The 20,487-nt window shown below is 40.0% G+C and carries 23 protein-coding genes; 16 read left to right on the top strand and 7 right to left on the bottom strand.

All coding sequences use genetic code 11. The features are described from left to right. Positions 1-288 precede the first annotated feature (288 nt). From IRY55_RS11210 to IRY55_RS11170, 9 genes are all read left to right on the top strand, one after another. Complete coding sequence (locus tag IRY55_RS11210; protein ID WP_194563413.1) at positions 289-1,386, top strand: ABC transporter substrate-binding protein; 1,098 nt, start codon at positions 289-291, stop codon at positions 1,384-1,386. After that, positions 1,376-2,224, top strand: a complete 849-nt coding sequence (locus IRY55_RS11205) for an alkaline phosphatase family protein (protein ID WP_194563412.1) — start codon at positions 1,376-1,378, stop codon at positions 2,222-2,224. The genes IRY55_RS11210 and IRY55_RS11205 overlap by 11 nt, the downstream gene beginning before the upstream one ends. Next, positions 2,208-3,038: an ABC transporter permease gene (locus IRY55_RS11200; protein ID WP_194563411.1), complete on the top strand. Its 831-nt coding sequence runs from the start codon at positions 2,208-2,210 to the stop codon at positions 3,036-3,038. Before IRY55_RS11205 ends, IRY55_RS11200 begins: the two co-directional genes overlap by 17 nt. Continuing rightward, positions 3,035-3,814, top strand: a complete 780-nt coding sequence (locus IRY55_RS11195) for an ABC transporter permease (RefSeq protein WP_194563410.1) — start codon at positions 3,035-3,037, stop codon at positions 3,812-3,814. The genes IRY55_RS11200 and IRY55_RS11195 overlap by 4 nt, the downstream gene beginning before the upstream one ends. Continuing rightward, positions 3,815-4,825, top strand: a complete 1,011-nt coding sequence (locus tag IRY55_RS11190) for an ABC transporter ATP-binding protein (RefSeq protein WP_194563409.1) — start codon at positions 3,815-3,817, stop codon at positions 4,823-4,825. It begins immediately after the preceding gene. Then, positions 4,822-5,595, top strand: a complete 774-nt coding sequence (locus tag IRY55_RS11185) for a DeoR/GlpR family DNA-binding transcription regulator (protein ID WP_194563408.1) — start codon at positions 4,822-4,824, stop codon at positions 5,593-5,595. Before IRY55_RS11190 ends, IRY55_RS11185 begins: the two co-directional genes overlap by 4 nt. Position 5,596: 1 nt before the next feature. Then, positions 5,597-6,574: a histidinol-phosphatase HisJ family protein gene (locus IRY55_RS11180; RefSeq protein WP_194563407.1), complete on the top strand. Its 978-nt coding sequence runs from the start codon at positions 5,597-5,599 to the stop codon at positions 6,572-6,574. Positions 6,575-6,648: 74 nt separating this feature from the next. Further along, entirely contained in the window at positions 6,649-6,867 is a 219-nt protein-coding gene (locus IRY55_RS11175; RefSeq protein WP_213086706.1) for a (4Fe-4S)-binding protein, read from the top strand. A gap of 30 nt (positions 6,868-6,897) precedes the next feature. Next, positions 6,898-7,170 carry a GNAT family N-acetyltransferase gene (locus IRY55_RS11170; protein ID WP_194563405.1) on the top strand — a complete coding sequence of 91 codons (273 nt, stop codon included), beginning with the start codon at positions 6,898-6,900 and terminating at the stop codon, positions 7,168-7,170. A 122-nt stretch (positions 7,171-7,292) separates the two neighbouring features. Here the strand turns inward: IRY55_RS11170 and IRY55_RS11165 are convergent, their stop codons facing one another. The 5 genes from IRY55_RS11165 to IRY55_RS11145 all read right to left on the bottom strand — a co-directional run bounded on the left by IRY55_RS11165 (position 7,293) and on the right by IRY55_RS11145 (position 11,701). Continuing rightward, on the bottom strand, positions 7,293-7,694 hold the full coding sequence (locus IRY55_RS11165; RefSeq protein ID WP_194563404.1) for a DDE-type integrase/transposase/recombinase: 402 nt from the start codon (positions 7,692-7,694) through the stop codon (positions 7,293-7,295). Positions 7,695-7,965: 271 nt separating this feature from the next. Further along, complete coding sequence (locus IRY55_RS11160) at positions 7,966-8,397, bottom strand: GNAT family N-acetyltransferase (protein WP_194563403.1); 432 nt, start codon at positions 8,395-8,397, stop codon at positions 7,966-7,968. Further along, positions 8,394-9,656 (bottom strand): MFS transporter, encoded by a 1,263-nt coding sequence (locus tag IRY55_RS11155; protein WP_194563402.1) that lies wholly within the window; start codon positions 9,654-9,656, stop codon positions 8,394-8,396. Before IRY55_RS11155 ends, IRY55_RS11160 begins: the two co-directional genes overlap by 4 nt. 142 nt (positions 9,657-9,798) lie before the next feature. Further along, a complete protein-coding gene (locus IRY55_RS11150) occupies positions 9,799-10,230 on the bottom strand; it encodes an ArsR/SmtB family transcription factor (protein WP_194563401.1) in 432 nt (143 codons plus the stop codon). 718 nt (positions 10,231-10,948) lie between these two features. Then, positions 10,949-11,701, bottom strand: a complete 753-nt coding sequence (locus IRY55_RS11145) for an epoxyqueuosine reductase QueH (RefSeq protein ID WP_194563400.1) — start codon at positions 11,699-11,701, stop codon at positions 10,949-10,951. 105 nt (positions 11,702-11,806) lie between these two features. Here IRY55_RS11145 and IRY55_RS11140 point away from each other — a divergent pair, with 105 nt between their 5' ends. The 6 genes from IRY55_RS11140 to IRY55_RS11115 all read left to right on the top strand — a co-directional run bounded on the left by IRY55_RS11140 (position 11,807) and on the right by IRY55_RS11115 (position 17,168). After that, positions 11,807-12,067 (top strand): hypothetical protein, encoded by a 261-nt coding sequence (locus IRY55_RS11140; RefSeq protein WP_194563399.1) that lies wholly within the window; start codon positions 11,807-11,809, stop codon positions 12,065-12,067. Between the two features lie 71 nt (positions 12,068-12,138). Further along, positions 12,139-13,023 carry a 5'-3' exonuclease gene (locus tag IRY55_RS11135; protein ID WP_194563398.1) on the top strand — a complete coding sequence of 295 codons (885 nt, stop codon included), beginning with the start codon at positions 12,139-12,141 and terminating at the stop codon, positions 13,021-13,023. A 275-nt stretch (positions 13,024-13,298) separates the two neighbouring features. Beyond that, the gene (locus tag IRY55_RS11130) at positions 13,299-14,318 is read left to right on the top strand and encodes a siderophore ABC transporter substrate-binding protein (protein ID WP_194563397.1); all 1,020 of its coding nucleotides are present in this window, start codon (positions 13,299-13,301) and stop codon (positions 14,316-14,318) included. A 35-nt stretch (positions 14,319-14,353) separates the two neighbouring features. Beyond that, a complete protein-coding gene (locus tag IRY55_RS11125; protein ID WP_408015171.1) occupies positions 14,354-15,355 on the top strand; it encodes an ABC transporter permease in 1,002 nt (333 codons plus the stop codon). Positions 15,356-15,360: 5 nt separating this feature from the next. Next, a complete protein-coding gene (locus IRY55_RS11120) occupies positions 15,361-16,419 on the top strand; it encodes an iron chelate uptake ABC transporter family permease subunit (protein ID WP_408015170.1) in 1,059 nt (352 codons plus the stop codon). Continuing rightward, the gene (locus IRY55_RS11115) at positions 16,416-17,168 is read left to right on the top strand and encodes an iron ABC transporter ATP-binding protein (protein WP_194563394.1); all 753 of its coding nucleotides are present in this window, start codon (positions 16,416-16,418) and stop codon (positions 17,166-17,168) included. Before IRY55_RS11120 ends, IRY55_RS11115 begins: the two co-directional genes overlap by 4 nt. A 56-nt stretch (positions 17,169-17,224) precedes the next feature. Here the strand turns inward: IRY55_RS11115 and IRY55_RS11110 are convergent, their stop codons facing one another. Both IRY55_RS11110 and IRY55_RS11105 read right to left on the bottom strand, forming a co-directional pair. After that, positions 17,225-17,584: a hypothetical protein gene (locus IRY55_RS11110; protein WP_194563393.1), complete on the bottom strand. Its 360-nt coding sequence runs from the start codon at positions 17,582-17,584 to the stop codon at positions 17,225-17,227. Next, the gene (locus IRY55_RS11105; RefSeq protein WP_194563392.1) at positions 17,581-17,898 is read right to left on the bottom strand and encodes a thioredoxin family protein; all 318 of its coding nucleotides are present in this window, start codon (positions 17,896-17,898) and stop codon (positions 17,581-17,583) included. The genes IRY55_RS11110 and IRY55_RS11105 overlap by 4 nt, the downstream gene beginning before the upstream one ends. 200 nt (positions 17,899-18,098) lie before the next feature. On the opposite strand from IRY55_RS11105, the gene IRY55_RS11100 reads away from it, so the two are divergent. Further along, on the top strand, positions 18,099-20,480 hold the full coding sequence (locus IRY55_RS11100; protein ID WP_194563391.1) for a 3-hydroxyacyl-CoA dehydrogenase/enoyl-CoA hydratase family protein: 2,382 nt from the start codon (positions 18,099-18,101) through the stop codon (positions 20,478-20,480). Positions 20,481-20,487: the final 7 nt, after the last annotated feature.

Below are 20,487 nucleotides of genomic sequence, written 5' to 3'. Positions count from 1 at the left end.
GCTCACCTGTTGCCTACCTTAAATTTCGTTGAAAACTAGAGGAACTCTGTTTGGACGATTAAAAAATATGAAAATAATGAGGGACATGTTGTGCTTTTTGTCTGGTCCATTTGGATTGTGTGGGAATGTGTATAACCTTTTATAAATAAGGGGTGGAAGGGGTTTTTGAAAAATAAAGTAGTAACTCTTTTACAAATTGTTAACGTTTCTCCCCCTTTTTCTTTAATATTCATTTTCTATACTACAGGTGAATGACAAACAAACAAAAGCAAACAAGGAGTGTCAAAGATGAAAAAATGGAATTGGCGTTTAAGTCTGTTAAGTGTTGTGAGTTTATTAGTTCTTGCACTTGCCGCGTGTCAACAAGAAGAACAGGAAGGGCAGGAGGAAGTGGATGCTTCCATATCACTTGATGAATTAGTAGAACGAGCGAAGGAAGAAGGGGAAGTCCATTCTGTCGGAATGCCTGATACGTGGGCGAACTGGGTAGAAACTTGGGAAGATTTGAAAAACGATTACGGCATTCAACATACCGATACGGACATGTCGAGTGCGGAAGAGTTAGCGAAATTCGAAGCGGAAAAAAATGATGCGACAGCAGATATTGGAGATGTCGGAATTGCATTTGGTCCGATCGCTAAAGAGCGCGGATTAACATTCCCATACAAAACGTCTTATTGGGACGATATTCCAGATTGGGCGAAAGATGAAGAAGGACATTGGGTTGTAGGATATACGGGAACAATTTCATTTTTGACAGATTTACATAATGTGAAAGACGCACCGACTTCTTGGGAACAATTGAAGCAAGGAGATTATCGCGTAAGTATTGGGGATGCTTTAACAGCCAATCAAGCGCACTTCGCCATTTTAGCTGCAGCTTATGCATTCGGTGGAGATGAAACGAATATTGAGCCGGGCATTGAGTTTTTCGCAACGCTTGCGAAAGAAGGTCGCCTCGGAACGAGCGATCCGTCTGTCGCGAATTTAGAAAAAGGGGAAATTGAAGTCGCAATCGTTTGGGATTTCAATGGACTCGGTTACCGAAATCAAATCGATGAAGCTCGTTTTGAGGTTGTCATTCCGGAAGAAGCATCCGTTATGTCAGGGTATGCGACAATCATTAACCAATATTCAAAAAATAAATATGCAGCGATGTTAGCCCGTGAACATATTTTATCAGATAAAGGGCAAGAAAATTTAGCACGTGGCTACGCTCGTCCGATTCGTGACAATGTACCATTATCTGATGAAGTTCGTGCTTTATTACTTCCCGAACAGATGTATGCAAATGCCCGTCCCGTAAATGACCAAGCAGCATGGGAAGAAACGACGAAGCAATTGCCGAATGTATGGCAAGAGAAGGTGTTAATTCATGCGAATTAATCGTGTCATTTACATCGTGTTAGACGGTTTACGTTATGATGTCGCTTGTTCTCATATGGGGTATTTACATCATTTAGTAGAGTATGAAAAGATGAGTCGATTACGGGTAGAAAGTGAGCTTCCTTCACTTTCTCGCCCTTTGTATGAAACATTACTCACAGGAACACCACCGTATATTCACGGAATCACAACGAATGCAACGATACGACGTTCAACAGAAGTGAGCATGTTCGATCTCGTTGTCAAAGCGGGAGGGACAACAGCTGCTTTTGCCTATCACTGGGTGAGTGAATTGTATAGTCGAGCACCTTTTCAACCGATGACGGACCGTATTCAACATAATCCGGACGGTGCGATTCACTATGGGTCTTTTTATTTCGAAGACCACTATCCTGATACGCATTTATTTGCGGAGGCATCGTGTTGGATTGAAGCGGAACGACCAGATTTTGTTTACATTCATTCGATGAATATCGATGATGCGGGGCATCGTGAAGGGGCGCATTCTCGTCTATATCAAGATGCAGTATTACGAGCGGATCAATGCCTCGCTCATTGTTTGCCCCGTTGGATGGAGTTAGGGTATGACATCGTCGTGACGTCGGATCATGGTATGACGGAAGCTCACAATCACGGAGGAACAACACAAGCAGATCGAGAAGTACCATTATTTATCGCTTCGTCTCGTTACGTAACACAAGTGAGTGATACGTGTGTCAAGCAAGTGGACGTCGCGCCATTTGTCGCAACATTGTTAGGGGTACCTCATTCACCAGCAATGACAGCTCATCAATCGATACCATTGAAGGAGGAACAGCGGGATGGTTTGGTTACGTAAAAGACTTATTTTTATTCCTCTTTCATTATTCGTGCTGTTATTTTTTATCGTACCACTTGTTGATTTATTACGTTCGAGTGTATCGAGTAGTGGAGGATGGACGATTCAACATTACGTGTCCATTTTCCAAAACTCTTTCATTTTGCAAGCATTTCAAAATAGCATTCAGCTATCATTCGTCTCTGCCGTTATCGCTCTCGTCGTGACATTGTTTGCGGTCTATGCGATGTCTTTATTTGGTGAGACTTTTCGTACGCGAGCTCTATTAGTAACGAATGTGTTATCAAATGTTTCAGGTATCCCTCTTGCTTTCGCATTTATCGTGTTACTCGGAAATAGTGGCGTGTTTTTACTTCTCGCTGAACATTGGGGTATACCAATCGGTTCTTTTTCTCTATATAGTTGGACGGGTTTATTATTTATTTACGTTTATTTTCAATTGCCGTTAGCACTTTTGCTATTGTATCCCGTTATGGAAGGATTAAAAGATGATTGGAAAGAAGCGGCCAGTTTATTAGGTGCTTCTCCTTTTCAGTTTTGGCGCCGTATTGGCATTCCGATTATTTGGCCGAGTATCGTCGGAACTTTTAGTATTTTGTTTGCGAATGCGATGGGAGCTTATGCGTCAGCATACGCTTTAACAGGAAGTAATTACAATTTAGTCGCCATTCGAATTGGGGCATTACTCTCTGGTGATATTTTTGCGCAACCAGAATTAGCGAGTGCTATCGCTGTCTTACTAGGTGTTGTGATGGTGATTGCGCTCATATTAAGTGAGTGGACATTGCGTAAAACGAGGGGGCGTCTTGAATGAAATGGTTACCGAAAAGTATGTTTATCTTATTGTTTTGTTATTTAAGTTTACCGGTGATCGGTACGGTTTTATATTCATTTGCGACGACGTGGCACCAGTCAATCTTGCCTGAAGGTTGGACGTTGCAAACATATGAACGTTTATTTGTAGATGCGATGTTTTGGAAGGCGCTCGGTCGTACCGTATGGTTAGCTGGTGGTTCGGTTATTGTAGCGATGGTCGTCATCGTTCCTGCATTACTCTATATCGTCGTCTATTTTCCGAAGTATGAGCGTTGGATTCAATTGTTGATTCTTGGTGTATATGCTTTTCCAGGAATTATTTTGGCGGTCGGTTTATTGCGTTCATATAATGGTACGGGAATTCCCATGCTCCTCATCTTGAGTGGAGCATATGTCATTAGTGTTGTTCCATTCATTTATCAAAGTTTAAAAAATACGATGAATGGATTGAATGCCCGAGCTTTAATGGATGCTGCAGAATTGTTAGGAGCAACGAAGTGGCAAGCGTTTCGCAAAGTTATTTTACCTCTTGTAAAGACAGGTTTATTTGTCGGAGCGTTGCTTTCTTTTTCAGCTCTCGTTGGAGAGTTCGTCTTAATTAATTTAGTCGTCGGGTCGAAATTTGAAACGATTCAAATGTATTTAATGAAAAAAATGAGTGCAAGTGGACATTTAGCGAGTGCCATCGTCGTTGTATATTTAGTCGGAATTATCGGTTTGACTGGAGCAGCGGCAAGATTAATGCATTCACAGATGAAAAAGGGAGCGATGTAAATGGCACATGTTACGTTGGAAAATGTTGTGAAGCGTTACGGCGATCAAACGGTGCTTTCACCGATTCAATTAACGGTAAAAGATGGAGAGTTTTTAACATTGCTCGGTCCGAGTGGTTGTGGTAAAAGTACATTACTTCGCATGATTGCAGGATTGACGGAAGTGACGGAAGGAGCGGTATACATTGGGGATGAGAAGATGAACGATGTCGCTCCGAAAGACCGTGGTGTCGGTATGGTCTTTCAGTCGTATGCGCTTTTTCCGAATATGACAGTAGCGGAAAATGTCGCGTTCGGCCTTGATATGCAAAAAGTGAAAAAAGATGAGCGAGCCACACGAGTTCAAGAAATGTTAGCGCTCGTCGGTTTAGAAGATCGTGCATCACATTATCCGAATGAATTGTCGGGAGGACAACAACAGCGAGTTGCTCTCGCACGTGCGCTCGTCGTACGGCCACGTGTGCTGTTATTAGATGAGCCCCTGTCAGCATTGGATGCTAAAATTCGTAAGCATTTACAGCGGACATTACGCGACATTCAACGACAGTTGAAGATTACGATGATTCTCGTCACACATGATCAGGAAGAAGCGATGGCTTTAGCGGATCGAATTGTTTTGTTAGATAGTGGACAGATTGCACAAATTGGAACGCCGAAACAATTGTATCGTCAACCGGCTACGGAGTTTGTGGCGCGTTTCATCGGTCATTATAACGTATGGACAAAAGAACAAGTGCTTCATCATTTAGAAGGAGATGCTTCTACTTTAGCTCAGGCGACGATGTATGCAATGCGTCCAGAAGCATTTCGTCTACAAGAAATTCCGGACTCTTTCGTTTTGCGAGGGACTGTCGTTGAAGAAACGATGGCTGGTAACATTGTGCGGACGACATTAGCTTGTGAAGGAGAACAATTTGTCATTGAGCAACTCCATCAAGATGCACATTCCTATCAACGCGGAGAGATGCTTACTTGTTGGATTCCTTATCGCGAGGTGATCGCATTACAATGATGTATTCGAAAGTGGAGCGTTGGCATTATATTGAAAAACGACTAACGGCAGAAGGGCGTGTGCATGTCGCTTCGCTAGCAGAGGTTCTTGGCGTCGTACCAGAAACTGTGCGACGTGATTTAGTCGAACTAGAAGCAGAAGGAAAATTACATCGTGTTCATGGTGGAGCTGTACCGAAACATATCGTTCAAAAAGAACTCGCTTACGTCCGCAAATTAGAAATTGAATATGAAGCGAAACGTGCTATAGCAAAATATGCAGCAACTTTAATTCGAAGTGGAGATGTCATCGCGATTGATACCGGAACGACGACCGTACATATCGCTGATTTTATTTCAGAAATTGAACGTTTAACGGTTATTACTAATTCATTGCCTGCTGCACTACGTTGGAGTGATGCAATCGAAGAGGGAAGAATGACAGGGGAAGTTATTTTGCTCGGAGGGACATTACACACTGCTCAACGTGCAGTTTCTGGAATGGTTACTTTGGAACAGTTGCGCCCGATGGTTATTGATCATGCTTTTTTATCATGTGGAGGTGTGAAGGATAATCGTCTATATGACTATGAAATGAATGAATCGCTCGTTTCAGGACGTTTTATTCGACAAAGTCGTCACCGCTGGATATTAGCGGACGCGACAAAATGGAACCATGTTTCTTTTTATGAAGTTGGATTATTGCAAGATGCGGATGGGCTTCTCATAAATGCTCCCGAACCAAACGATTGGAATGGGTATACAAAATGGATAGAAATAGGAGGCGAATGAGATGGTTGATTTTCACTTTCATGTGGAGGAAGGTCCTTACACATTTCGTTGGTTAGAGCGAACAGCAAAAGCTCTGCAAGTAGAGAAAGGGACGACGAAGGAATCGTTTGAACGAGCGATGGAAGCATTGCGCCTACGTCTTGAACAAGGGTGCTATAGTGAACAGTGGCTCAATCGTTATTTAAAAGTAGCGAAAGAGAGAGGATTGACAGAAGTAGGAATCGTCGATCATCTATATCGCTTTCGAGAGATGCGTTCTTATTTTGAGAACGTTTTGGATCTCACATCACCCTTCCTCGGTTCGATGCAAAAAACGTGGCTTCATAGTGTGATGAGTGAGTCGATTGAACAATACATAGAAGGTGTTCGACGAGTTCAAGCAAAATGGGAAAAAGAAGGGGTCACTTTACGGTTAGGGATTGAAGCAGATTATTTTCCGGAACAAGAAGAAGAGTTGCGTCAGTTTTTAAAGCGATATCCTTTTGATTTTGTTATCGGTTCTATTCATTTTTGGCGTGGTTGGGGATTTGATAATCCAGAAACGCAAGGACGCTTTGAAACTCTTGATTTATCGGTCGTTTACGATGAAGTCGCAACGACGATTGAACAAGCAGCTAGAAGTGAATTATTTTCTTTTATTGCGCACGTCGATAATTTAAAAGTATTCGGTCATCGTCCACAATCTTCTATATTACACTCATTTTATGAGCGTGTTGCGCAAGTTTTGGCACAACATGATGTAGCGAGTGAATGGAATGCTGGGCTTTATTACCGCTATCCCGTCCGTGAAGCGTGCCCGAGTGATGCGTTGTTAGACTATTTTGCTCGTTATGAAGTGCCGTTAACTTTATCGTCTGATGCGCATTTTCCTGATGATCTCGGCCGTCATGTCGAAGATGGGAAGCGCGCTTTACAGCGAGCGGGATATTCGAGTGTTGCGACCTTTGCAGAAGGAAAACGTATTATGAAAAATATTTAAAGCGAAAGGTTTGAATTCAAGGTATGTGGGTATCATAATGAAAATATGATTTTCATTTGAGAGGGGTTATGTACATGACAAAAGAAAAATATAAAGCGTATGAAACGGATGAAATTGAAGTTCGTTTTTATGCAGGACGTTGTGAACATGCTGCGGAATGTGTGAAAGGATTACCCGCTGTTTTTAATGTAGACAATCGTCCTTGGATTCAGCCAGAACGAGCAAGTGCAGATGAAGTGGCAGAAGTGATTGAACGTTGTCCGAGCGGTGCTTTACAATACACGCGTAAATAATGGACAAAATTAAGAAGAAGGGGTGTTGGAATGGTAGAGATTAAAGAAGGGAAACAGCGCTTTTATGTGGGAGATTCTGAATCGGACAATATAGCGGAAATTCATTACGTTCCGACAGGAAAAGATCGCATCATTGTCGATCACACTTTCGTATCGGATGAGTTGAGAGGGCAAGGCGTTGGAGAATTGCTAGTCGAACGCATCGTGCACTATGCGCGTGAAACGAATAAAAAAATTATTCCGCTCTGTCCGTTCGCCAAACAACAAATTGATGCGAACCCAGATTATCACGATATTTTATAAAGAAACCTGTGCGAAAATTAAAGTGTACCCTTTGTAAAGGACATTTTTAAAAAGACTCTAGGGAATTAAGCAACTTGAAGAAGATGATGACTGTATTGTGCAGGCGTCATCTTTTTTAAGTTTCATTGACCACGATAAAGAGTGTAATAAATCAGATAGCTCTTCATCTCTCTTTTTACCTCTTCTAATGTTTTACACGACTTAAAGTCCGTTTCATCTTTAAAATACTCAAAGAATGATTCTTGAGGGGCATTGTCCCAACAGTTACCACGGCGGGACATTGACTGACCTAGCCACATTTCCTTCACCTTCTTTTGAAGAGGGGGGCTAGTATTGTCAAATCCTTGATTGAAGTGAATGAATGCATCCCCGGCTAATTTCATCTTACTGCTTTTTAATTTCTTTAATGTATTTAATGCAATATCTAGGGTGATTTTATCAGATGTTTCATAGGCTAAAATTTCATCGGTTTCAGCATCTTTTATAGTGGATAAGTAGGCGCGCTTTCCTTTTCCATAACTCAAGTAGGTAAGGTCTGTTAATCATCCTTTTCTAGCGATTTCTTGTTTAAATTCACGGTTTCATAGGTTCGGTAATGTTCGATGTTTTTTCGCTGCTTTCGCTCGTGCTTGTTTATTACGTCGTGCTTCTTCTGAAAAATACCGACAATAACCTAAACTAGAGACACTAATTAATTCACAAAGATACCTCACCATTCGATTAAAACTGTATTTTTCAATGACGAACTGAAATTTCTGTTCCGCCGTTAGTTTTTCTTTATCAACAACTTTTCTGCTAGATTGATCTATGGTTGTAATCGTAGACCTCACCAAAAACTTTATTTAACCCCAGTTCCTGAAAAGCATAATCAGACAGAAAATTTAAAACAACTGAACCAAATCCTTTATTTTGATACTTATTTAGGAAAGCCAATCCAATCTTGGAATGTTTATTTTTGAGCGATAGTTCATATAGCATACACATACCTATTGGAGTATTATCGTAGTTAACAACAAAGAACTTGTAGCCGCTATTCTGAAAACTCTCTATGGTAGCTAGAACGTGTTTATCTGTTATCTCCATAGTTTCCTCGTCCAAAGAAAATGACTGGATTTTCGGGTCGTTGTATAGTTCTTTCAAAAACACTGAATCTTCTTCTGTGGCAAAATGTAAATCTAAACTTGAATTTATAATTAAACTACCATTCTTTAGCGAAAGAGCATTCATGTGATCACCTCTTTTCTAGGTAAGTTCTCCATTTTAGGCAGGTTTCTGATTGAACTTTTAGATAGCCAATAAATACCGACTAATACAAACATCAATGAACTAAACAACATAGTTTCACTGGATCCTATTAATTGTCCTAGGAACCCTCCGATAAGCGCTCCTAAAGGGGCTAATAAGGTTGATACACCAACCATGGATCCCATCACAACTCCTAATTTTTCAGTGGGTACACTGAGTTGGACCATTGTCTGGGATAAAACGTTTAAAATTCCAATAGGAACCCACCCTAAAAAAAATGTAAAAACAGAGATTATCTGCATAGTTAAACTAGGGTGAACCATTTGTGAAGTAGCTAACCAAGAAAGACCAATCAAAAAGATGGACGAAATATATATCTTGTTTAAAGTAAAACGATTGAGTTTAAACTTGCTGACTATAATGGAACCTATAAGTACACCTAAACCTGCAGCCCCCATTAAAAAACTATATTGGACTTCGGTGCTGGCGTATGATGGTAAGTTGGCATAGATACTCGTTGTAGCAAAATTGATGATTATAATTCCAATTAAAATTGGTAGCAAAATATCATCTTTCCATATTTTCATGCCTTCTGAAAAATCATTAAAATACATCTTTACACATTCTCTTTTTGTTAAATTACTCCTTTCGTTATCACTTTCTTTTTTGTTCACGGTTGCCACTTTCTGTGATAGAAATAGAAATAGGATAGAATTAATTAGGAACGCTAAACTATCGATATAGTAAACAAAGTAAACACCTACAAAAGTGATTAGAAATCCAGCAATCGCAGTAAATAAAGCATCACTTCCTTGGTACGCTATCGTGAATAATGAATTTGCTTTAATCAGTTCCTCTTTCTTTAAAATTTTTGGTAATAAACTTATTTGTCCTGGGTAAATAATTTGATTTACCAAAGTAATAATCGGCATGATAATTAAAATTTGGTATACTGCTAATTGATCAAGATGATATAAAACTGGAATAGTTAAAAGTAGAATCGATTGAATTAGTTGAGCAAGCACTAAATACCTCTTCATATTTATCCTGTCTAATAAAGGACTTAAAATCACTTGTACTATAGCCATGGATGAAGTTAAGAATAGTGCTAACCCTACATAAAGGGTAGAACCAGTTAGTTTAAACACTAATAGCATTGTAGCTATAACATATAAACTGTCTCCAAAGTTAGCAATAAGTCTTCCGATAAACAAAATATTAAAATCACGATTTTTAATCATCTATTCCACACACCTTCCCCTTTTTTTGCAAAACGAAATAATAAATCAAACCGTAATGTAAATTAATTTCGTTTTGTTTTATTTGACCGTTATGCAATTTTAAATACCTTTCATTTTGGAAGGTATTTAAACATAACTACTATTAAAATTCTTTGATGTATATATTGACTTTTTTCGTATTTTTCTTCTCTTCTTTTTCACTGTATTTTTCAATCACATCATATATATCTTTTTTAAAAGATGATATTTTTTCTTTTTTTATTAAGATTTCTTTAAACTCATTAAAAAAAACATCACTAAATATATTAATGTCTGGCACAAAAACTTTTGCTACAGGTAAATAAAACTTTTGAACAATCCCATTCACAATATTTTGTTTGACTACTTCAATAAAGCCATGCTTCTCTAGTTCTTTTAAATGATAATGAACTTTTGATCGACTGACATTCATTTTCTCTGCTAACTCTTGACCGGACTGTGGAATCGTACCTAAACTTACTAAAATTTCAATTCTAAATGGGTCACTGATCACTTTTAGATCATCGATGTTTTCTATATAGAAAATATCTTTCATTAAATCCCTTCTTTCATAGTAATAATATATTTTAATTTTTCTTGTTGATTAATACTCTAGTACATTTTTTAAACTCCGTCAAATAATTTTTACCGATAAATAATAAAATTTCGTTTTATTTACTCAGACTGTGACTGCAAGCTATTGGGAGTTATAGATGTTCATTTGTTTACCTCCGAATGTGTCATTGTAAAAAACAGCACCTTGCTCTGTTGGCACTTCTACAGCTACTAAAAAAGAATTCGCGTTCTTTTCGGACAAGATATCTTCTACAACACAATCACTTAACATAAAAGCCTGATAACGAGGATGAGCCAAATCCTTCAATAAATTTTAGGTCCATTCCTTTTGATACTTGTAGCAAGTCTTGTGCGGACACCTGCTCTCCTCGTAAAACGGCTACATCATATGCTCGTTTCGCTCTTACATAATCGGGTATAGCTACTAATTGCTCTTTCTCATATTTCTTTGGTGGCTCACTTTTCAGTTGCGAAATACAGACCTAGAGACGCCAACTAATTCACAAACATACCTCACCATTCGATTTAAACTGTATTTTTCAATGACGAATTGGACAAGCTGAAATTTCTGTTCTTAGTCTGTAAATAATATTTTCGTCATTTTGATCAGCTCCGTTCGCAATTTCTTTCATTATAAATAAAAGTACCCCCTAAGAGAGACTTTTTAAAGTGTCTATCTTATAGGGTACTTTTATAAATTATCGCACAGGTTTTTTCATCGAAAGGTCATGTTCTTTTACATATTGCATCGCTTCTTTATTCACTTCACGTAAGTCGATGCCTTGTTTTTCAGCAGCGAATGCGCAGCCGCAATAACATTGACGGAAGACGTCGTACTCTTTACACATTTCAATCGAGCGTTGATAGCCGTTGCTTTTTTTGAAGTCGCTCGGTAAATAGCGCGGCGTATAATTTTGTTGAACACGAATGCCGAGCTCATTAATGAGCTGACTATTTTTGTTTTTCGATAAAGTAATCGCGCTACCGAAGTAATCGTAGCCCTCTCGTTCAGCAATTTCTGCTGAACGGTCGAGTCGCATATCGAAACAAGAAGCACAGCGTAAGCCACCTTCTGGCTCATCTGCCAATCCTTCTTCCTTCATTCTTTTAAAGAAGAGATCAGAGCGGTAGTCATCTTCTTTAAAGCCGACAGAATGGCCTGTTCGTTCATTGAATTGTTCGATGAACATCTTTTGTTCATTCGCTCGTCGCATGTATTCGCTTTTCGGGTGAATGTTAGAATTCGAGAAGAAAATCGTCACGTCTGCATGCTCAGCTAGAAATTCGAGCGAAGCTGTACTGCAAGGTGCACAACACGAATGGAGCAACACTTTCGGCTTGATTTGTTCTTTCTCCCAATCTTTTGTCATCCGACGCAACACTTTATCATAATTAATCTTTTGGTTTTTCATTTTACGAGTATACGTCTCTACATCGTGAACTTGCTTCATAATGATTCTCCTTTTTTCTTCATTATACACATAAAAAATGTCAGCGCGATGAAACTTTCCGTGAAATGGCTCGTACATAAGAAAAGAGCGATAGGAGTGATCGGAATGGAAAGAGAGCGTACAGAAGTGATGACGCGTGAAACGGAAGTTGTCGTCATTCATCAACAAGCCCAAATTGAAACGTTAGAACATGAAGTGCAATCATTGAGAAAAGAAGTTTCGGAACTTCAAAAAGATTTGGAGTTTCTTGATGGCTTTCAAGAGAAGTTCAATAAGAAGCGTGGGGAATTTGTCGTGGAACTCGTCGGAACAATCGGAGGACTTATCATTGCGGGAATTGTCATTGTCGGTATATTTTTCAATTAAATGGAAGCGTTCGATTGTCTCTCTACCTTCCTGTATACTAGACGAGATAATAGAAAGAGGTAGGGATTGGCATGAATGAACAGAAAGAGCGATTATTAATTGTAGACGGGATGGCGTTATTGTTCCGGTCGTACTTTGCGACGGCAGCGATGGGGAATTTTTTCCCGAATGAAGCGGGTGTGCCGACGAATGCGGTACAAGGATATTTACGTCACGTCATGACAGCGGAAAAATTATTTTCTCCTCAATATCTCGTCGTTTGTTGGGATATGGGAGCGAAGACGTTCCGTAATGATATTTATGAAGGCTATAAAGCGCATCGACCAGAGCCAGCGCCAGAACTCGTACCACAATTTGATATGACACGAGAAGCGTCGAAACAGATGGGTTACTACAATACAGGATTCGTCAATATCGAAGCGGACGATGTGATCGGCTCGATTGTCGAAAAATATAGCGAAACGTATGACATTACAATCGTCTCGGGAGATAAAGATTTATTCCAATTACTGCGCCCGAACGTGACGATCGCCATTGTAAAAAAAGGATATTCCGAATATGACTTATATACGGAAGAGCGATTTACCGAGGAATATGGATTTTCTCCCGAACAATATATCGATTATAAAGCATTTATCGGAGATAATGCGGACGGTTATCCAGGCGTGAAAGGAATCGGCCCGAAAACAGCGACGAAGCTCATTCAAACGTACGGTTCGATTGAAGGTGTACTAGCGAACCGAGAAGAGTTGACGAAAGGTGTTCAAACGAAGCTTTCAGCAGATGAAGAGATGTTGCACATATCGTATAAGCTCGCTGCAATCCATTGTGAAGTAGACATCGAGTTAAAAGAAGAAGAAATGCGTGTGCCAAAGTGGACGCCTCACATTGCGAAAGCCTTTCAAGAAGCAGGATATTCGCTCGTTTTACGCTACCGTGATTCTTTAATGAAATAGCATCAAACAACATCTTCGTAGCGTCTAACCTCTACAAAATGAAGATGTTGTTTTTTAAATTCGAAGAAGTAAAGTGATTTTGTCCATAGTGTATTTCTTTAATCTTTTCTACAATAAGGGTGTGAACAAAAGAAACCGACATTGCGTCGGTCTATTTTTTACATTCCATTGAGAATAATTATCATTGAGAATGTTGAGTAGACGAAGTGATGACGAGTGCAGACGTGCAATGTTCTTTGTTCTCATTAAAATGCAAACTAGGAGAGATTATGGATATGAAGAATTTTAAAGCTTTTCTTATGTTAACTGTTTTGGCCGTATTTTTAGTAGCGTGTTCCAATTCAGGTGATGACAAAAATAAAGAAACAGAAGAACCGAAAGATAAAGAAGATGCAACAGAAGAAGTGACAACAGTTGAAGTGAAAGATGCACACGGAACAGTGACAGTACCTGTTAATCCGAAGAAAGTGGTCGCATTAGATAACCGTACGTTTGAAACGTTAGCGGATTGGAATATTGAACTTGCAGCAGTACCAAAAGCAGTCATGCCAGCAGATTCACCATATGTAGCGGATGAAAAGGTAGTCGATATCGGAAATCACCGTGAACCGAAATTAGAAGAAATTGCAGCGGTTGATCCAGAACTCGTCATCGTTGGACAACGTTTCGGAAGTTATTACGAAGATATTAAAAAATTAGTACCGAATGCAGCAGTCATTGATTTAAGCTTCGACGTTTCAGAAGAAGCGGCAACACCAGGTGAAAACTTAGTGAACGGCTTAAAAGACGCAACGACAATGTTAGGAAAAATCTTCGACAAAAATGAAGAAGCAGAAAAATTAATCGCTGACTTCGACGAAACAATCGCATCGGCAAAAGAAGCGTATAACGGAGAAGATACAGTGATGGGCGTTATCGTTTCAGGTGGAGATATCGGTTTCTCAGCTCCGAGCCATGGCCGTGTATGGGGACCAATGTTTGACATTTTTGGTTGGGTACCCGCATTAGAAGTGAAAAATACATCAGCAGATCACCAAGGAGATGAAGTGTCTGTTGAAGCGATTGCGCAAAGTAATCCAGATTGGATCTTCGTTTTAGACCGCGATGCGGCAGTTCGCTCAATAGAAGACGCAGTACCTGCAAAAGATGTGATTGAAAATGCACCTGCTTTACAAAATACAAAAGCAATTAAAGAAAATCACGTATTATACGCACCAGCAGATACGTACACAAACGAATCACTACAAACATTTATGAAAATCTTCCAAAACATGGCGGATTCTTTAGGGAAGTAGTGTAAAGGAGTTAACGAATCGTGCGAAAACATGCGATCGCTGGAGCTGGGCAAGACGCCCAGCTCCATTATTCTAAACAGAGTAAAATATGGACGAAATCTTTTATACTAGCCATCTTTGTGGTTAGTATTTTGGCAGTCATTTCATTATTTACAGGCGTGTACGACATTCGGGGCCAAGAAGATGGTTGGGAGATGTTCTTTATTACACGAGTGCCACGTACGATCGCCTTAATTTTAACAGGTGCGGCGATGGCGATGGCAGGGCTCGTTATGCAACTCATTACCCAAAACCGCTTCGTTGAACCGACGACGACAGGAACGATTGAATGGGCGGGTCTTGGACTTTTACTCGTTTACTTACTTGTCCCTGCACCGAGTTTAGTACTTCGTATGTCTGGCGCTATTTTATTTTCCTTCATTGGAACAATGATTTTCTTTTTATTTTTACGACGCGTTCGTTTGCGCTCCTCTTTAATCGTTCCGATTATCGGTTTAATGTTAGGGGCAGTCATCTCGTCTGTGTCAACATTTTTAGGCTTGTTTTTCCAAATGTCGCAAGTTGTCGAGAACTGGTTCGTCGGTTCATTTACTTCTGTGCAAGTAGGACGTTATGAATATTTATGGATTATCGTCATCGTCACGATTTTAATTTTTATTTACGCGAACAAATTGACTTTAGCCGGTTTAGGAGAAGATATTTCAACAAGTTTAGGGGTAAATTACAACGGTTTGATTTTATTAGCGAATGCATTAATTGCGGTCGCTGTCGGAGTGGTTGCAGCAGTCATTGGGAATTTACCGTTTCTCGGGCTCATTGTGCCGAATATCGTGTCACTCTTTAGGGGCGATGATTTACGGACGAATTTACCGTGGGTGTGCGTCATCGGCATGGGAACGATCATGGTGTCTGACATTATTTCGCGAACGATTATTATGCCGTTTGAAGTGCCAGTTTCTTTAATTTTAGGAACGATGGGTGCTGTCGTCTTTATCGTCATTTTATTACGACAAAGAAAAACGAGGAGGGTATCATGAGTACAATGCCTTATTCAACGAAGCAAGAACATATCGCAATGCCTTCTGAAAAGCATGAGTCAAATCGTTCTGCGAAAGCGTTTCGCACGAAAAAAGATGCGAGACGCTATTGGATCATCTTAATTTCTTTGATTGCATTGGGTCTCACGGCGTCTTATGGTTTACTCGTTTATAATAATCCAGTCCCTGTCAGTTCACCCTCTTTTATCCCTGTCGTTATGAGAAGAGTGGATGCGTTAATCGCGATGTTAATTGCGGCAGTTTGTCATAGTTTAGCGACCGTATCGTTTCAATCGGTGACGAATAACCGCATCATTACACCGTCTTTACTTGGTTTCGAAGCGCTCTATTCGGTCATTCAAACGGGTACAATCTTTTTCTTCGGGGCAGGAGCGCTCATTAATTTCGTCGGAATCGGTTCTTATTTATTCCAAGTCGTGTTAATGGTATGTATGAGTTTAATTTTATACGGATGGCTTTTATCTGGAAAGTATGGCGATTTGCAATTAATGTTACTCGTCGGCATCATTATCGGAACGGGTTTAAGTTCAGTGTCGACATTCATGCGTAAATTGCTCGCACCGTCCGAGTTCGATTTATTGCAAGCGCGCTTACTCGGTTCAGTGAACAATGCCGATTCTTCGTATTTTCCCATCGTCATTCCGATCATTCTCGTCATTGCGATTTTGTTATTTTTCTTTGCGCGAAAATTAAATGTTTTATCGCTCGGACGTGATGTTGCGACGACGTTCGGGATGAATTATCAAGCGAGCATCATTTACATTCTCGTACTCGTTGCGGTACTCATGTCTATTTCAACATCGCTCATCGGACCTTTAACATTTTACGGATTTTTAGTGGCGACATTGAGTTATCAAGCCGCTCCGACATATGATCACCGTTACATATTCCCGATGGCTTTGGCACTTGCATTCGGTATTTTAACGAGCGCTTATTTTTTAATGTATCATGTCTTCGATTCACAAGCGGTCGTATCTGTCATCATTGAGTTATTCGGTGGGATTATCTTTTTAATTGTCGTATTAAGGAAGAGGTCACTATGATAAAACTTACAGAAGTTCAAAAACAATATACAGAAAAAGTGAAAATCGGTCCGTTAAATATCGAAATTCCGAAAGCGGGGTTCACTTCGTTAATCGGTCCGAACGGAGCGGGGAAGTCTACCACATTGATGATGATCGGTCGCTTATTGTCGATTGATGAAGGGCAAATTGCGGTCGCGCATATGGATATCGGCTCTTCAAAATCGAAAGACTTAGCGAAGATTATTACGATTTTGCGCCAAGAAAATCACTTCGTTACACGACTTAGTGTGCGTCAACTTGTCGGATTTGGTCGCTTCCCTTATTCGGATGGACGATTGACGCTAGAAGATGAAGCAATCATTTCGAAGTATATCGACTTTTTAGATTTAACGGAGTTAGAAAATCGTTATTTGGATGAGTTGTCAGGCGGACAAAGACAGCGTGCCTACGTTGCGATGGTCCTTTGCCAAGAGACGGAATATGTCTTATTAGATGAGCCGCTCAACAACTTAGATATTGCCCGTTCTGTACAAATGATGGAACATTTACGTGCGGCAGCAAAAGAATTCGGTCGCACGATTGTAACCGTTATGCATGATATTAATTTTGCAGCGAAATATTCAGATCGCATTTGTGCGATGAAAGACGGTCAAATTGCGGCTTATGGAACAGTAGAAGAAATTATGGACCCTGAAATTTTAACGTCCATTTTTGAAACAAAAATAGAAGTAATCGAAGGACCGTATGGACCGATTGCAATTTATTAATGAAACGTTAAAAATCCTCATCTGTTGGAAGTGTTGTTTTCCAAGATGAGGATTTTTTAAGGTTCATACACAATAGCTTCTTCAAGAATCGGTTCTATTGGATAGACGAGTTCGTTAATGAATAGTTCTTCTTTTTGACTGAAGATGATATACGGTTCTTCGATATAAAAAGGCGTAACATCTTTTTGCATATGAAGCTCATAATCCATATTTTTCACGACCGTATCTTGAAGAGGTGAGGCGTGCTGAAATTGTGTTTGAAATTGGTGAATCACCGCTTCGTCAACAATTTCATAAATCGTTTGATCATTTAAATCTTTAATGAAGTATTCAAGGTTGGAAGGCTTACTTTGACAGGCGGAAAGTAAAACAATGACCCCGAACGTCAGGAATAATCGAATGGAAATTTTAATCACTTCGTAACGTCGTCGAGAAATTGTGTTACTTGTTCAGGTGTTTTTGCTTTCGCGCTATGTAAGTGAGCGGTTTTTTCATTGTTGTTAAAAATGAGTAAGCTTGGAATGCCCATCACTTCATACTTTTGTGCGATTTCAGGGAGTACATCACGATTGACATCGTACCATGTATACATATTGTACTTTTCCATAATTGGATCGATGAAGTGATCCATACGCACACAATCTGGACACCAACCAGCTTGGAACTTAACAAGGACATTTTCACCTTGAATCACTTCATAAAATTGTTCTTCTGTTTCAATTGAAATCATAGTATTACCTCCTTCATTCTCTTCTATTCAGTATACAACGATAGTGAAGTGAGGAACAAGAAAATGGTTTTGAATAGTAGAAAATAGTTGCACAGTCGGAAGAAATCGTTTACACTGAATGCAGTAAAGGAACACCTTATATTTTTTTGGAATAAAAATGAATGATTGTTCATTCAAATTAAATAGAGGAGGTTGCAGTATTGACTTATCAAATGAAAAAAGTAGCAGTTATCGGTTCAGGGGTCATGGGAGCAAGTATCGCAGCACACTTAGCAAATGTCGGTCTACCCGTGCTTTTGCTTGATATTGTGCCATCGACATTAACAGACAAGGAAGAAGCGAAAGGACTTACACTACAGTCGCGCAAGGTGCGCAATCGACTTGCGTCGGAAGCAGTGCAACGCGCATTAAAACAAAAGCCAGCACCTTTCACAACGAAGCGTAATGCATCGTTAATTGAAGTAGGGAACATCGAGGATGATCTTGAAAAAATTAAAGATGTAGATTGGGTCATTGAAGTCGTCGTTGAGCGACTTGATATTAAAAAATCATTATATGAGAAAATTGAAAAGTATCGCCGTCCAGGAACGATTATTAGTTCGAATACTTCAGGTATTTCAATTGAAGCGATGGCAGAAGGTCGTTCGGACGACTTTAAAGAACATTTCTTAGGCACACACTTCTTTAACCCCCCTCGTTATTTGAAGTTGCTAGAAATTATTCCGACATCATCGACAGCACCAGAAGTCGTGAAATTTATGCACACATTTGGGGAAGACAGACTCGGAAAAGGTGTCGTCATTGCAAAAGATACGCCGAACTTTATCGGAAACCGTATCGGAACGTACGGCTTGCTCGTTACAGTAGATGAGATGGTAAAAGGTGGCTACTCGATTGGAGAGGTAGACTCGATTACAGGTCCTTTAATTGGACGTCCATCATCTGCAACATTCCGTACATTAGACGTTGTCGGTTTGGATGTATTTAACAATGTTGCGAAAAACGTTTACGACAAAACGACAGGAGACGAACAAAAAATGTTCGAAATTCCAGCGTTCATGACGAAAATGTTAGAAGAAGGACGACTCGGTGCGAAGACGAAAAAAGGATTTTACTTTAAAGATGGCAAAGAAATCAAACAATTAAATTTAGAAACATTTGAATATGAACCACGCGAAAAACTGAAAGCGCCTTCACTTGAACAGGCGAAGCAAGTGAGCCGCTCGAAACGTTTAGCTTTCTTACTGCAAGCGGATGATCGCGCAGGACAATTTTTGTGGAGAAGTTTAATGCCGACATTGCTTTACGCGGCGGAGTTACATGGTGAAATTGCAGACGATATCGTATCGATTGACCAAGCGATGAAATGGGGATTCGGATGGGACCTCGGACCGTTTGAAATGTGGGATGCAATCGGTGTAGAGCAATCAGTAGAACGTTTGCGCAATGAAGGATACGAAATCCCAACATTCGTTCAAAACTTACTCGATAAAAATGAGCCGAAATTTTATAAAGAAATCGACGGCGATACGTATTACTTCAACGGAGACGGATTTACGAAACAACAAGTGAATCCGAAAGAAATTAAAATCCAAAAATTGAAAAAGCAAAACGGTACAATTTTAAGTAATAGCGGAGCAAGTTTAATCGATATCGGTGACGGTGTCGCATTGCTTGAGTTCCATTCGAAATCAAATGCGATCGGCTTAGATATTTTGCAAATGATTCAAAAGTCGGTTGAAGAGGTAGAGAAAAATTATAAAGGACTCGTCATCGGAAACGAAGGGAAAAACTTCTGTGTCGGAGCGAACTTAGCCCTCATCTTAATGGAAGCGCAAGATGATAACTTATTCGAGCTCGACTACACAGTGAAAATGTTCCAAGAAACGATGATGAAAATTAAATATTCAAGCCGTCCAGTCGTCGCAGCACCACATGGCATGACACTCGGTGGAGGAACGGAAGTATGCTTACCGACAGCGCATATTCAAGCGTCGATGGAAACGTATATGGGCCTCGTTGAAGTCGGTGTCGGATTGCTCCCAGGTGGAGGCGGTAACTACGGTTTACTTTATCAACATATGCAAGGATTGCCGAACGGCGTGCCGGTCGACATCCAGTTTATCGCGAACAAAGTTTTCGAAACAATCGCGACAGCGAAAGTATCGACATCAGCAGAAGAAGCGCGTGAGTTGAACTTCTTACGTCCTTCAGACGGCATTAGCGTAAACGCAGATCACCGTTTCTACGACGCGAAAATGGCAGCTCTCGATTTATACGAGCGTGGCTACACAGCGCCAAAACGCGAAAAAATTGCGGTGACAGGTGCATCAGGTTATGCAGCGCTCGTGCTCGGAGCAGAAGCGATGAAATTATCAGGCTATATTAGCGAACATGATATGACGATTGCGAAACATATTGCGAAAGTACTTTCAGGTGGCGATTTACCATTCGGTACGAAAGTGGATCCACAATATTTACTCGATTTAGAACGTCAATCATTTTTACAGTTATTACAACAACCGAAAACATTACAACGCATGCAACATATGCTTTTAAAAGGAAAGCCATTACGCAACTAAGATAGGA

The organism is Savagea serpentis (genome assembly GCF_015351395.1).
Taxonomy (GTDB): Bacteria; Bacillota; Bacilli; order Bacillales_A; family Planococcaceae; genus Savagea; species Savagea serpentis.
The sequence above is the reverse complement of the archived record's forward strand: the minus strand, read 5'-3'. Positions and strand labels throughout refer to the sequence as shown.

Excerpts from the sequence above, each read along its gene's own strand:
- IRY55_RS11210 (WP_194563413.1), top strand. The coding sequence starts at position 289 with ATGAAAAAATGGAATTGGCGTTTAAGTCTGTTAAGTGTTGTGAGTTTA.
- IRY55_RS11205 (WP_194563412.1), top strand. The coding sequence starts at position 1,376 with ATGCGAATTAATCGTGTCATTTACATCGTGTTAGACGGTTTACGTTAT.
- IRY55_RS11200 (WP_194563411.1), top strand. The coding sequence starts at position 2,208 with ATGGTTTGGTTACGTAAAAGACTTATTTTTATTCCTCTTTCATTATTC.
- IRY55_RS11195 (WP_194563410.1), top strand. The coding sequence starts at position 3,035 with ATGAAATGGTTACCGAAAAGTATGTTTATCTTATTGTTTTGTTATTTA.
- IRY55_RS11190 (WP_194563409.1), top strand. The coding sequence starts at position 3,815 with ATGGCACATGTTACGTTGGAAAATGTTGTGAAGCGTTACGGCGATCAA.
- IRY55_RS11185 (WP_194563408.1), top strand. The coding sequence starts at position 4,822 with ATGATGTATTCGAAAGTGGAGCGTTGGCATTATATTGAAAAACGACTA.
- IRY55_RS11180 (WP_194563407.1), top strand. The coding sequence starts at position 5,597 with ATGGTTGATTTTCACTTTCATGTGGAGGAAGGTCCTTACACATTTCGT.
- IRY55_RS11175 (WP_213086706.1), top strand. The coding sequence starts at position 6,649 with ATGACAAAAGAAAAATATAAAGCGTATGAAACGGATGAAATTGAAGTT.
- IRY55_RS11170 (WP_194563405.1), top strand. The coding sequence starts at position 6,898 with ATGGTAGAGATTAAAGAAGGGAAACAGCGCTTTTATGTGGGAGATTCT.
- IRY55_RS11160 (WP_194563403.1), bottom strand. The coding sequence starts at position 8,397 with ATGAATGCTCTTTCGCTAAAGAATGGTAGTTTAATTATAAATTCAAGT.
- IRY55_RS11155 (WP_194563402.1), bottom strand. The coding sequence starts at position 9,656 with ATGATTAAAAATCGTGATTTTAATATTTTGTTTATCGGAAGACTTATT.
- IRY55_RS11150 (WP_194563401.1), bottom strand. The coding sequence starts at position 10,230 with ATGAAAGATATTTTCTATATAGAAAACATCGATGATCTAAAAGTGATC.
- IRY55_RS11145 (WP_194563400.1), bottom strand. The coding sequence starts at position 11,701 with ATGAAGCAAGTTCACGATGTAGAGACGTATACTCGTAAAATGAAAAAC.
- IRY55_RS11140 (WP_194563399.1), top strand. The coding sequence starts at position 11,807 with ATGGAAAGAGAGCGTACAGAAGTGATGACGCGTGAAACGGAAGTTGTC.
- IRY55_RS11135 (WP_194563398.1), top strand. The coding sequence starts at position 12,139 with ATGAATGAACAGAAAGAGCGATTATTAATTGTAGACGGGATGGCGTTA.
- IRY55_RS11130 (WP_194563397.1), top strand. The coding sequence starts at position 13,299 with ATGAAGAATTTTAAAGCTTTTCTTATGTTAACTGTTTTGGCCGTATTT.
- IRY55_RS11120 (WP_408015170.1), top strand. The coding sequence starts at position 15,361 with ATGCCTTATTCAACGAAGCAAGAACATATCGCAATGCCTTCTGAAAAG.
- IRY55_RS11115 (WP_194563394.1), top strand. The coding sequence starts at position 16,416 with ATGATAAAACTTACAGAAGTTCAAAAACAATATACAGAAAAAGTGAAA.
- IRY55_RS11105 (WP_194563392.1), bottom strand. The coding sequence starts at position 17,898 with ATGATTTCAATTGAAACAGAAGAACAATTTTATGAAGTGATTCAAGGT.